Source organism: Roseobacter weihaiensis (assembly GCF_020622345.1).
GTDB lineage: Bacteria > Pseudomonadota > Alphaproteobacteria > Rhodobacterales > Rhodobacteraceae > Roseobacter > Roseobacter weihaiensis.
In genome coordinates this window covers 53,442-65,640 of sequence record NZ_JACNMO010000023.1, presented here as the reverse complement: position 1 = coordinate 65,640, position 12,199 = coordinate 53,442, and the positions used below count along the sequence as shown (strand labels likewise).

The 12,199-nt window shown below is 61.7% G+C and carries 9 protein-coding genes; 4 read left to right on the top strand and 5 right to left on the bottom strand.

Features of this window, described 5'->3' with window-relative positions; translation table 11 throughout:
- Positions 1–156: 156 nt before the first annotated feature.
- Together H7847_RS20350 and H7847_RS20345 are read right to left on the bottom strand one after the other, a co-directional pair.
- Positions 157–405 carry a hypothetical protein gene (locus tag H7847_RS20350; RefSeq protein ID WP_227271321.1) on the bottom strand — a complete coding sequence of 83 codons (249 nt, stop codon included), beginning with the start codon at positions 403–405 and terminating at the stop codon, positions 157–159.
- Between the two features lie 228 nt (positions 406–633).
- The gene (locus H7847_RS20345) at positions 634–3,762 is read right to left on the bottom strand and encodes a glycosyltransferase (protein WP_227271320.1); all 3,129 of its coding nucleotides are present in this window, start codon (positions 3,760–3,762) and stop codon (positions 634–636) included.
- A 420-nt stretch (positions 3,763–4,182) separates the two neighbouring features.
- Here H7847_RS20345 and H7847_RS20340 point away from each other — a divergent pair, with 420 nt between their 5' ends.
- From H7847_RS20340 to H7847_RS20325, 4 genes are all read left to right on the top strand, one after another.
- Positions 4,183–5,694 (top strand): lipopolysaccharide biosynthesis protein, encoded by a 1,512-nt coding sequence (locus H7847_RS20340; protein ID WP_227271319.1) that lies wholly within the window; start codon positions 4,183–4,185, stop codon positions 5,692–5,694.
- A 1-nt stretch (position 5,695) separates the two neighbouring features.
- Positions 5,696–7,000 carry a polysaccharide pyruvyl transferase family protein gene (locus tag H7847_RS20335; protein WP_227271318.1) on the top strand — a complete coding sequence of 435 codons (1,305 nt, stop codon included), beginning with the start codon at positions 5,696–5,698 and terminating at the stop codon, positions 6,998–7,000.
- Positions 7,001–7,083: 83 nt separating this feature from the next.
- Positions 7,084–8,208 (top strand): glycosyltransferase, encoded by a 1,125-nt coding sequence (locus H7847_RS20330; protein ID WP_227271317.1) that lies wholly within the window; start codon positions 7,084–7,086, stop codon positions 8,206–8,208.
- On the top strand, positions 8,205–9,365 hold the full coding sequence (locus H7847_RS20325) for a glycosyltransferase (protein ID WP_227271316.1): 1,161 nt from the start codon (positions 8,205–8,207) through the stop codon (positions 9,363–9,365). Before H7847_RS20330 ends, H7847_RS20325 begins: the two co-directional genes overlap by 4 nt.
- A 43-nt stretch (positions 9,366–9,408) precedes the next feature.
- Here the strand turns inward: H7847_RS20325 and H7847_RS20320 are convergent, their stop codons facing one another.
- From H7847_RS20320 to H7847_RS20310, 3 genes are all read right to left on the bottom strand, one after another.
- Positions 9,409–10,347, bottom strand: coding sequence for a pirin family protein (locus H7847_RS20320; RefSeq protein ID WP_227271315.1), 939 nt, complete (start codon positions 10,345–10,347; stop codon positions 9,409–9,411).
- 243 nt (positions 10,348–10,590) lie between these two features.
- A complete protein-coding gene (locus H7847_RS20315; protein WP_227271314.1) occupies positions 10,591–11,190 on the bottom strand; it encodes an alpha/beta hydrolase in 600 nt (199 codons plus the stop codon).
- Between the two features lie 23 nt (positions 11,191–11,213).
- Entirely contained in the window at positions 11,214–12,146 is a 933-nt protein-coding gene (locus H7847_RS20310) for a VOC family protein (protein ID WP_227271313.1), read from the bottom strand.
- Positions 12,147–12,199 lie beyond the last annotated feature (53 nt).

The following is a 12,199-nucleotide window of genomic DNA, read 5'->3' as shown; positions in this document are numbered from 1 at the left end:
CCGATTACCCTTTCAGGCTGCCCACAAGCGCACAACCGCCAGCAGTGCTGTCAAGCTGTGCACTTTCGCGCACCAGGGCCTATTTTGGGAGTGTGGCGCAAAGCCAACGCGCAGGATCATGCGACGTTTCAGGGCGCAGTCAGCCTCCCGAGACCTTCAGACGTCATTCTCGGGGGACACCCGTGTCGAGGGTGCCTTTGGCGTTGACAGACCGCTCTGCGACGATGATTGCTTGCGCTCGGCGGCAAGCAGGGCCACAAGGCCGACGTAGGCCAGTTGCACAATAACAACCACAGCAAGAACAAAAAGAGCCAGCGCACCGCTGTCAAATCCAGCCGCCAGCCCAAGCGCCATTGAGGCCACAACCGCGACCAAAAATCCCAATAGAAAAATTGGCAATCGCATCACTTCCCCAGATGCCAAATCATTACAAAGACCCATTGCCGGGCCCTTTCGTGAAATATTGTATAGCGAAAAAGACCCTTACGACCAATTAAATTTCGTCGCGATTGTAATCGAATGACCTGCAAAATCGGCCATTCCGGAACACATGCGAGCGAAATTCCCCTGATACCAAGGGCTTGACGGCACTTTTCTTGCAACCGTCGGAGACTATAAAATACGTGATTTGTTTCAGGTTGATGACACCTGGTCCTTTTTAGCACTGCCATGACCGTAAATCGTCACCTCACGAAGGCCGATCATCGCCGCAATTGTCCCGAGATGAAGGGCCCCGCGCAGCAGATTTGCATTGCGCGGCCCGGCAAAAGGTGCCGTCAGAAGGGCGAAGAAAGCGCAATAGAAAGCCTTGGCACAGGCCAGTGGCAGCGCCCGCAGCCAGACAGCGGACCCTTGGTTTTTGCGCAGCAGGCCGCCATGGGTCTGTCCCATTCGAAACCGCCGGCGGAACAGCCAGGAAAACGTCGCGCGCGACGCGGCAACGGGCTCTTCCACCAAGGCCATCGGAGCCAGCGCCAACCGACCCCCGGCCTGTACCGCTTCGTTGAAAAACGCAGTATCCTCGCCGCCTGAAATACCCCGTGGCAGGTCAAAGCGACGCCCGGCAAGCGCGGCGCTGCGGAGGTCCATGATGACATTGCAACTATGGCCGGCACGCGGACGGCCATCCGGCCCAAGCTCCGGCCGGGTATCGTGGATGCGCAGGCGCTGCATCCAGCGCGGTGCCTCCGCGGCGTAAACGGCGCGGACCGGCCCAACCACCACATCAGCGTCTCCGTGCGACAGCCGCGCGACCAGCCGCGTCAGCCAGTTGGCGGGTGCAAGCTCATCATCATCGATGAAGGCAAAAAACCGCACCCCTCTGCGCTCTGCTTCTTCCAGAGCCGCGTTCCGCGCGATGGAGATATTCCCCGAGGGCGCGTGTCGGTAAATAACCTCGTGCCGGGACCGTGCGGCAAAGGCCGCAACGATATCACGTGCACTGGGCGTACGGTCGTTATCGACTACGATAATGGACAGGCGCAGGTCCTCTGGCAACACCTGTTGCTCCAATGTGCGCAACGTGTCCACGACGGAAGGTCGCTGGAAGGTGCACACCCCCACAGCGACGGTCCCTGCGGGACTGGCGACCGGAGCCAGTTCATCAGACGAAAGGAGGGCGGCGGGGTCCTGCCCGGCGAAAAGCTGTCGCCAGAAGCCGACCGACCAGGACAGATGCATGGTCATGGCGATGGGGGCTGCACCCAATGCCAGCGGATCACGGTGGGTCGCCGCCAACATAACACTGGCAACCACACAGGCCGCCAGCCAGATCGCAGCAGGGACTGCAAAAACCGGCGCCAGAATGCCGAACCCGGCCAGCGCCACCAAGGGCGCGACGGCAATCATCGCCATCTGGCGCAAACGTGGTTTCAGCCGGTGTTTCAGAACGGTACGCGCCCGGCCGCGGCCAAAATTGAGGTATTGTCGTGCCAGTGCTGCGATATCCTTGCGGGGAACATAATCCAGCCGCGTACGGGCGGTGAGCCATATCCTGTGGCCAGCCCGGGTCAGGCGCAGGTCAAGTTCGGCATCCTCGTTATGGGAAAAGCTGTCATCATAGCCTCCCACCGCCCGGAACGCGTCGAGCTGCATCAGCGCATGGTGCCCGTGATCGACAAAACGCCCTGCTCCGCCGGTCCGATGGGCTGATCCGCCGTTGCCCAGACGGGAATTCTGGGTCAGGGAAATGGCGCGTTGCATCGGCGTGGTTCCGATCGCGTGCATGGCGACAACCACGCTTTGCGCGCCGGTGCTCTGCGCCTCGCGCAGCAGGACATCCGCATAATCTTCGGGATAGGCGGCATGGGCGTCCAGACGGATCAGCCAGGTCATGCCTTTCCCGAATGCGGCGCAGGCGCGATTCACCCCCGCGCTCTGGAGGCGTGCGGGATTGTCCAGCAGGTGAATATCGAACTGCGGCAGGGCGGCGACCCGCTCGGTGACGATATCCACTGTCCCGTCGTCAGACCCGCCATCCACGATCACCAGCCGCGCAGCTGCACTGCGCGCCCGGCACCGGTCCAGAAAGGCCACCAACCCATCAATGACCCCGGCGATATGCGCCGCCTCATTCAGCGTTGGCACGACAATCAGCACACCGCTGTCATCCGGCTGCTCAACGGGCATCTCGACAACCGGGCTGATCTGCTCGACCAGCCTGAGCGCGTCTTGCTTGCCGACGATCCATGTCCCGGGCGGAACCGCCTCCTGCCGCTCTTGCAGACGATTAAGCGCCACCCGGTCAAGACCATCCAGCGCGGTCATAACCTCCGCCGCATCCGCCTTGGGCAGTATCAACCCGATCTCGAGATTGCGCAGACGCCCTGCAATCTCCGTCCCGTCGAGCGCGACCGGCGGCACCTGGTTCAGCCCGCTTTCATAGAACCGGTTTGGCAAAAGCCAGTCAGAGTTGCTCCCGGTGTCATATTGATCGACCAGCCAGGCCAGATCGACACCGCCATATATCCCAGCAAGATCATCGGGATAACGGTAGGGGCCGCCAAAAACCAGATCGGGGTTGGCCGCAATCACGGCATGGAAATCCGGCAACGCATCGAGCGCGGGCCGCCCGCGCAGGACAACCCGGTAGCGCCCCGGACGCGCCCGCGTCACCGCATCAAGGCAGGCCAGTGAGAACGGACACCTCAGAATGCCGAACCAGCCGATATGCAACGGGCGCTGTGGAGTGACAGAAGCTTCGGTCCGGACCGTGGGGAGGCTCGCAAGGTCCGACATCATGACCTTGTTTTCAATCAGCAGGGTCCGGGCAGTGAGCTGTTGGTGTACCTCGAAATACGACCGCAGGAAGGCCGGAGAGGAGACAATAAGCCAATCGACATCCCGACAGAGGCTGCGCTCCAACCAGCGCAAGCCACGGGCTTTCCAAGTTGGCCCGATCATCAGGCGGTGGATATCCAGCACCTCATAGACCAGCGACATCGGGCGGAATTGCTGCAGGGACCGGCGCAGCGGGACGGCCAGTGCGAGCATTTCGAGGTTTCGACACAAGACGATGTCGAACGGGCCAAAACCCGCGAAATCCGCTGACAATCGCAGGCGTTGACGTAATACCTGCACTGCGCGTTGCAGCATTCTGGCATTATGCGTCTGTCCAAGCACCAGGGCATCCTGAGGCAACGCCCCGGTCCCCCGCCGAAACCCCGCAAGCGTCACCTCAGCGCCCCCCAGACGTAGCATATCGACGCGGCGCCAGATCGCGGCATCGTCCAGATCATGTGCCAGATACAGGATGCGTGTCATCGGAGAGCCCCATGCCGGGCGGTATGTTGCCAGTGTGTCATTATCTGTCGTGCCATCCCATGTCCGACCGGTTTACTGCGTGCACCTAAGGGGCCTGGGCTGACCCAAGTCAAAGCCTGCGCCCGTGAGTCGCGAAAGCCAGCCAGTTTCGCCCAGAGAATGAGCAAGAAACCGTGCATCCGGGGAATATAACCGCAGGTTGAAAACACATGTCGTAAAAATGTCGCTCCGACTGGTCGCGAGACGGATTCGCGCGCGCATCTTTGCTGTGCATTTCTGCCATAACTGCCCCTTTGGCGGGCATTGCATTGGCGGGAAGCTGCTGAAAAAGATGCTGCAGGTGCAAAGGGCGGGCACACCGTCTCACAGTATGGTCATGTCCCCCTTATCGGCAGGATGCCGGATCACCTGAGAGACCGCATGACCCAACGCAAGTCCGACGAGACGGTGGAAACCGTTGCCAATGACAGCTATGGCGGCACAGTCATGCGTGGTAGCTTCTACACGGCCCTCAGCCAGGGGGTCACCGTCGGCTGTCAGATCGGGTCGGTCATTATTCTGTCAAGGTTGTTGACCGCCACGGACTTTGGCCTGATCGCCATGATTGGCCCTGTCATCGCCTTTCTGTCGATGTTCAAGGAAATGGGCCTGCTGCAGGCGGTCATTCAAAAACGCACGCTGACGTATGGGCAGCTCAACTCGCTGTTCTGGATCAACATCGGTGTGAGCCTGGTGCTCACGATCTTTCTGATCCTGATGGCGCCGCTGATTGCAGCGTTCTACAATGAACCGGAATTGACATGGCTGATCCGGGTCATGGCGCTCAACATGATTCTGACCGCGCTGGGGGCACAGCATTTCGCGCTTCTGAACCGGCGGATGATCTTTGGCAGAATTGCCATCAACGCAAGCGTGGTTGCAATCTGCACTCTTTCTGTCTCGATCTGCTGGGCCCTGATATCGCCAACGCCCTGGGCCCTCGTGGCGGGCACCGTGACCGGCGCGGTTGTCGGCACGGTGATGGTCTGGGTCTGGGTGCCTTGGCTGCCGTCTCGCCCTGCGATTGCGCCGGGCACGGGGGATCTGGTGGGCTTTGGGGCCGGGGTGACCGGGTTCAAACTCGCAAACTTCTTTTCCCGGAACCTCGACAGCATCCTGATCGGCCGGGTCTGGGGCGGCACAGCGCTGGGGTTCTATGACCGCGCCTACAAGCTGCTGCTGTTTCCCTTGAACCGGGTCGCCCAACCGCTGTCACAGGTGATGGTCCCGGTCCTGTCGCGGATGCAGGATGAACCGCACCGCTATGCCCACGCGTTTTTCCGTGTCTTTGGCTTGATGCAGCTTGCCATCCTGCCGGGGGTTGCGGCGATGGCGGCAATGGCGGACACGGCGGTGCCCTTCCTGCTGGGCGCACAATGGACGGAGAGCGCGCCGATTTTCGCGGCCCTCGCGCTTGCTGGCCTGGCCCAGCCGCTGGCAAATCCGACAGGGTGGCTCTTCGTCAGCCAGGGCCGCACGACCGAGATGGCCTGGTGGGGGCTCACCTCCGCGCTGATAAGCTGTGCGGCCTTTGTCTGGGGCGTGCAGTACGGCGTGGTCGAAGTGGCCTCCGCCTACGCGGCCGTCAGCCTCGCCAAACTTGTGCCGCTGTGGCTGCTGATCTGCCGAAAGGGGCCGGTTCGCTCGGACAGCATTCGCACCCGTATCATCCCGCTGCTCTGTGCGGGTCTGACAACCTACCTGGCAATCATGTTGGTCCGGGACATCCTGCCGGAGGCCGCTCTTGTCAGGCTGCTCAGCGGCATCGCCCTGTGCTACGTGGTGTTTGCCGGGGTTCTGACGCTGACCCCTTTCGGGCGTCAAATTCTGGCGGAGGTGCGCGACCTTGCCGCAAAGGCCCTGAGCGGGCGCATCAAGAAAGGCGCGATCTGACATGCGCATCATTGTCGAAAACTGCGTTTTCATGAACGGGGGCGACAGCGCCATCGGTATCGCGTTGCGGGATATCGTGATGGACACCTTCCCCGAGGCAGAGCTGACCTTTGCGGATTCCGGCTTTCCGGACATCGCGCGCTACTATCCCGACATCGATTTCATCCCGCTACCCTCCTTTGTGATGGACGAATCTGCGGTCGTCCGTCTGGCGGCCCGTGCCTTTGGAAAGTACCGGAAATATCTTTTCTTCAGAAAGCTTTACATGTCCACCTCCGTCGCGGCGACCCGCCTGCTGACGGCCGCAGGCCTGCCGCTGCCCACCCCCGTCATGCGCGCCATCCGGCCCTATCTTGACGCGGATCTTGTGCTGACCACGGGCGGCACCTACCTGCTGAGCAAATATGACTATGGTCGGCGCCTTCTGGAGTTTCATAAGAGCTATCAGCTTGGCAAGCCGATTGCTGCTTTTACCCAGTCGTTTGAGGCCTTTAGCGATGATTTCCGGTCGCGTGATCTGGCCCCGCTGCTGGCGCGGATGGAACTTATTCTTGTGCGCCATGAAACCTCAAAGGATCACGTCCACGCGCTGATCGGCCGATCAGACCACATTGTGACCGTGGCGGATTCGGTCTTTGCGCTCTGGACGCCCGGTCCGACCTCCCTCGCCGACCGGCGCGCCCGCAGCGGCCGCCCTGCAGAGGACAGGTTGCGCATCGCCATCGCCGTGCGCAAGCTCAAAGCCTATGGCAGCCGCGACCCCGAAACCGGGGCCGCCCTGTTCAAGCAGTCCGTTCTCGCAGCCATCACGGCTCTCGTCCGAGAGAAAGACGCTGACATCACCTTTCTCTCAACCTGTCAGGGCATTCCCGAATACTGGACCGACGATTCCGCCATTGCCGTTGATTTTGCCGCCGACCTGCCGCCGGATGTCGCACCGCATGTCACCGTCAACCGCGCCTTTCATACCCCGCAGGATCTGATCGAAGTCTTGCAGACTTTCGATGGTGTGATCGCCTGCCGTCTGCACATGGCGATCCTGTCGATCTGCGCAAACACCCCCGTGCTGCCCGTCTCCTACGAGCCAAAGTTCGAGGAAACCTTCGAGGAACTGGGGGTGCTGGATCTCGTGACCCCCATCGGCGAAATCGAACCCGAGCCCTTTGCCGCGCGCGTGCTGGAGTGGACCGGCACGCTCGACAGCGTTGCGGCCTCATTAGAACAAGCCGCCCCCCGATTGCAGGCCTCAGCCCGATCCGCCGGCCCCGCGCTCAGGGACGCGCTGGCGCAGAAGGGGATCTGCTGACATGACGTCGAAACCCGTTTGCACCCCGATCCGATCCCGTTCATCAGCTGCCCCTGCGGGTCGCCCAGTTTAGGAGCATTTTCATGCGTATTCTCTTTGCCGGCGGAAACGGCTGGCTGCCCGAAGCCAGCGGTGGCACCCAAAACAGCACCGACCACCTGATCCGCCAGAGCATGGCCCAAGGGCACGACTGTGCGGTCTATTGCGGCTTTTCCGGCCGCGGCTTGTTCGGGCTCAGGATGCGGGTGCAGCGCAAGATGACCGGCAGGCTTTTCAGCACCGACCGCACCCAGGGCTATGAGGTGATGCGCACCTGGGAGCCGCTGGAGGCCGCCCGGATCGAAGCCGCCGTCGCGCGGTTCAAACCGGATGTCGTGGTGATCCAGACCCGCCGGTCCGCGGCCCTCGGACACGCCTTTGCCAAGCTGGGCGTGCCGGTGGTGCTTTATCTGCGCAACGTCGAGTTTGAGGAGAACGAAGGCGATGTCAGCACCATTCCCGGCGCGCATTTCATCGCCAATTCGGACTTTACCGCCAGGACCTACCACGAGGCCTATGGCATTGACTGCACGGTGATCACGCCCACCATCGACTTTGAGCAGTACCGCTGTGACACCACGCAGGAGTTCGCGACGCTGATCAACATCCACCCCAAAAAGGGCTATGAGATCGCGCGGGACATGGCGCGCGCCTGCCCCGATATTCCCTTTCTCTTTGTCGAAGCCTGGAGCTTATGGGAGGATCTCTTCAAGGAAATCATGGCAGAGATCGACGCGCTGCCCAACGTCACCTTCATGCGGCGGACCTCGGACATGTCGACGATCTACGGGCGGACCAAAGTGCTGCTGGCTCCCAGCCAGTGGGAGGAAGCCTGGGGCCGCGTTGCCTCCGAGGCGCATTGCAGCGGTATCCCGGTGATCGGATCGAACCGGGGCGGACTGGGCCAGGCAATCGGGCCGGGGGGCGTGATCCTCTCCCATGACGCGCCCATCGAGGAGTGGGTCGCAGCCCTCAGAAAGCTTTGGTCCGACGCGGATGCCTATGCCGCACTGTCGGAGCAAGCCGTCCTCTACGCCAAACGTCCCGAGCTTGATTTTAAACCGCAGCATCAGGCGTTTATCTCCGTTCTTGAAAGTGCATTGCCACCGCAGAACATACGCATCGTACCTGATCGCCTGCAACAGGGCCTACCCGGGGGTGCGGGTTGAAAGTCTGCTTTTGTGTTTCTAGCTTTCCCGCGCTTTCGCAAACCTTCGTCACCACACAGGTGCTCTATGCGGTGCGGTGCGGGCATGATGTGACCGTTGCCTGCAAGGCCTTTGACCCCGACACGCCCCTCTCCTCCGAGGCGCGGGAGCTGATCGGGCGGGTACGCATCGTTTTCTGGCCACCGCAAAACCCTGCCCTGCTGAAAGCCTTGCCCACAGCGCTTTTTAACCGCCTTGTGGCGCGGCTGGATCGCAACGCATGGCGCCGCCAGATCGATGCGGATCTGGTCATTGCCCATTTTGGTTATCGTGGGGCTGCCGTGGCGCGGGCGCAGCGCGGCTGGGCCGGACGCCCGCCGCTGGTCACGGTCTTTCATGGTCGTGATGTCAGCGTCGAGCGGCGCAAAAACGCGATGGCGCTGTACCGCGATCTCTTTGCCGAGGGCGATCTTCACCTGACGGTCAATGCGCTCTTTGCCGCCCAGCTGATCGACTGCGGTGCCCCTGCGGCGCGGGTCGATACGCATCATCTGGGCATCCCGGTCACGCGCTATGGTTTTACACCCCCGGCCCCGGGCAAGATATTGCGACTGCTCAGCGTCAGCCGACTGGTGGAAAAGAAAGGTCTCAGCGTCGCCATAGAAGCACTCGCCCTGATGCGCGACAGCCATCCTGACGTTGATTGGCGCTATGACATCGGCGGGGATGGTCCGTTGGAGGCGGCGCTCAAGGCGCAGGTGGCCCGCGCGGGCCTTCAGGACCGCATCCGTTTCCTCGGTGCGTTGTCACATGAAGAGACCCTGCGCCGCATATCGGAGGCCGATGTGCTGCTGGTGCCGAGTGTCACGGCAGCGGACGGCGATCAGGAGGGCATCCCCGTCACCCTGATGGAAGCCATGGCGCTTGGCACCCCCGTCTGCACCACGCGCCATTCCGGTATTCCCGAGCTTGTGACCCACGGCGAGACCGGGGTGCTCTCGGACGAGGGGGATGCTGCCGGGCTGCGGGACAATCTGGCCTCGCTTGCCTTGGACAAGGACAGCGCCGCGACCCTCGCCAAGGCGGCCCGCCACAAGGTGGAGCGCGACTTCAACGAAGACCGCCAGAACGCCCATCTGCTGGCGCGGTGCGAGATGCTCGTGACCAAAGGCCGCTGAAGGTCACGAAGGACTGCAGGCTGGTACGGATCGCGACGGATGCCTAGCCGTCGGGCGCCGGCGTGAATTCGTCGCGGTCATCGGGGGGGAGCTGAAAGCGACCGTGTTCCCAATCCCCTGCCCGCCAGGCTTCCTTGGCCGCATCGATCTTGTCCTGAGACGAAGCGACGAAATTCCACCAGATATAGCGGGACTGCCCCAGTGTCTCGCCTCCCAGCAGCATCAGCCGCGCGCCTTGTGGCCCGGCCTTGAGCGTGATCGCATCCCCGGGGCGAAAGACCATCATCCGCCCGGCCTGAAAATCATCGCCCGCAACGGTGATACTGCCACTGGTGACATAGACGCCGCGATCCTCGTGATTGTCCGGCAGCGGGATCATCGCACCGGGCTGCAGCACGGCGTCCGCGTAAAACATCTCTGAGAACGTCTTGGTGGGGGCCGCCGCCCCCCAGGCCGTCCCGATGATAAGCCGCACCTCCTTCCCCTCCCCTTCGATGAACGGCAGGGCATCCTCGGCGTGGTGCTCGAAACCTGCGTCGGTGTCTTCGTCTTTCTCGGGCAGCGCGACCCAGGTCTGAATGCCAAACAGAGAGCTTGCTCCCTTGCGCGTCTCGGCGCTGGTCCGCTCCGAGTGGGTCACGCCATTACCTGCGATCATCCAGTTGACCTCTCCGGGATAGATCATCTGGTTGGTGCCAAGGCTGTCGCGGTGCTGGAACTCCCCTTTGTAAAGATAGGTTACCGTGGCCAGCCCGATGTGCGGATGCGGGCGCACGTCGATGCCCTGATCGGTCAGAAACTCCACGGGGCCCATCTGATCGAAAAAGATGAAGGGCCCCACCATTTGCCGTTTTGGAGCGGGCAAGGCGCGCCGTACCTCAAAGCTGCCAAGATCGCGGGCACGTGGAATGATGAGCGTTTCAATGGCGTCCAGGCTGCCGGCCGTCGGACAATGCGGTTCAATCGATGGGTTCCAACTCATTGGCTTAGGTCCTCCGTAGGGGTCTGGTCGTCTCCGGTCAGATTGCGGCCTGTGCGCTTGTCCAAAAGACCATGTCGAGGGTCCTTGGGGCGCAGAGCCCGCGCCGTGTCACTGCCTGCACTCTACCTCGGGGAACATGCGCCTGCACTTTCAAAAGAGAGGGTGCCATGTTCATCCTGGCTTCCAACGGGTCGTGTGCCACAAGGGCTGCGTGGGCTGGCCTTTCCCGACCTTGGTTTGCAATCAATCCGCTGCAAGAAAAGTTGCAAGCGCGTCAACCTCTGATCGGTGTATCTCGTGCCCGCCCTCGTGCCAAAGGAGGGTGACATCCGACTGCTGATCTTTGACATAGTCGACCAGCGCTTGTGTCAAAGGGGCGGGGCAGATCGGATCGCGTCGCCCGGCGCTAATCAGAACGCGCGCGCCCTTCAGCCCCGGTTGCGGCGCAGGGGCCCAGGGAATGAGCGGATGCAACCACGCCGCCCGGTCAAAGAGCTGCGGGTATTTGAGCATGATCGCCGCAAGGATATTCGCCCCGTTGGAATAGCCAAAACCCATTACGGTGGAGGCACCCTGCGCGGCCTTTTGTTCTGCAACAAAACCCGCCATGGCGTCTGCCCGCAGCGCAAGATCCGCCATGTCATAGACACCCTCACCGGTCCGCTTGAAAAAGCGGTTGGCGCCGCGTTCTGACACGTCTCCGCGGGCGGAGATCACCCGCGCATCCGGTCGGATCGTGGCGGCAAGATCGTGAAACTGCGTTTCATCCCCGCCGGTTCCGTGGAATGTCATCAAAAGCGGTGCCCCCGGAGGGGCACTTTTCTCAGCATAGTGGTAGGTCATCGGATTTCCTTTCGGTACCGCCCTCAATCCACGATCGGTGGCAGACTGTCTTCGAGACGGTCGCGCAGATGCTCGTGCTGACTTGGTAGTTGCAACGCCTCCCCCAGATGGGCGGTGTCTTCGTCCCGGTCAAAACCGGGCTCGTTGGTGGCGATTTCAAACAAGACACCCCCAGGGGTCCGGAAATAGATCGCCCAGAAATAGTCGCGATCAATCACCGGGGTGACCTGATAGCCGGTGTCAAGCAGCGCGCGGCGCACCTCCAACTGCTTTTCACGGTTCTCCACCGCGAAGGCGATGTGGTGTACCGACCCCGCTCCCTGGGCCGCATGTTCCTTGCCGGGCAGGGTTTCGACGTCGAGGATATTGGCCTCGTTCCCTGCCTCAATGGCAAAGCGCGTGACAGGCCCGTCGGTTTCAAGCGCACGGTACCCCATGAATGTCAGCAGTTCGGACATGGCACCGCCATCCCGCAACCGCATGGACGCCGATTGAAAGCCCCGGATCGCCGTCTCCTGCGATACGCCGTTTCCGGTCCAGCCGGGGCGGTCATCCTCCTCGGCCTCCACAAGCGAGAAACGCTCCCCATCCGGGCCGTCAAACTTCAATGTGTCCGCACCAAAGGCCGTTTCTTCGGTCAGGCCGGTCACCCCGTGGTCCTGCAGCCGGTTTTTCCAATAACCCAAAGCGCCTTCCGGGATCGCAAATCCGGTTGTACTGACCTCTCCCGTTCCCGGCCGACCCCTTGGCATATGCGGAAAAGGAAAATAGGTCATAACAGAACCGGGCGTGCCCACCGCATCACCATAATAGAGGTGATAGACATCCGGCGCGTCGAAATTCACGGTCTTCTTGACCCGGCGCAAACCCAGCGTCTTGGTGAAGAAATCGTTGTTTGACTGGGCGTTACCCGCCATCGATGTGATGTGGTGGAGGCCCTTGATATCGGTAATCATTTCATCTTCCCTTTCCGAAAGCCCCTTGGGCGGTTTCGTTCTGCGACCAAGAT

What these genes read in the sequence shown, in the direction of transcription:
- H7847_RS20320 (WP_227271315.1), bottom strand. Translation starts at nt 10,347, where the DNA reads ATGAGTTGGAACCCATCGATTGAACCGCATTGTCCGACGGCCGGCAGC.
- H7847_RS20350 (WP_227271321.1), bottom strand. Translation starts at nt 405, where the DNA reads ATGCGATTGCCAATTTTTCTATTGGGATTTTTGGTCGCGGTTGTGGCC.
- H7847_RS20335 (WP_227271318.1), top strand. Translation starts at nt 5,696, where the DNA reads ATGCGCATCATTGTCGAAAACTGCGTTTTCATGAACGGGGGCGACAGC.
- H7847_RS20345 (WP_227271320.1), bottom strand. Translation starts at nt 3,762, where the DNA reads ATGACACGCATCCTGTATCTGGCACATGATCTGGACGATGCCGCGATC.
- H7847_RS20310 (WP_227271313.1), bottom strand. Translation starts at nt 12,146, where the DNA reads ATGATTACCGATATCAAGGGCCTCCACCACATCACATCGATGGCGGGT.
- H7847_RS20330 (WP_227271317.1), top strand. Translation starts at nt 7,084, where the DNA reads ATGCGTATTCTCTTTGCCGGCGGAAACGGCTGGCTGCCCGAAGCCAGC.
- H7847_RS20340 (WP_227271319.1), top strand. Translation starts at nt 4,183, where the DNA reads ATGACCCAACGCAAGTCCGACGAGACGGTGGAAACCGTTGCCAATGAC.
- H7847_RS20315 (WP_227271314.1), bottom strand. Translation starts at nt 11,190, where the DNA reads ATGACCTACCACTATGCTGAGAAAAGTGCCCCTCCGGGGGCACCGCTT.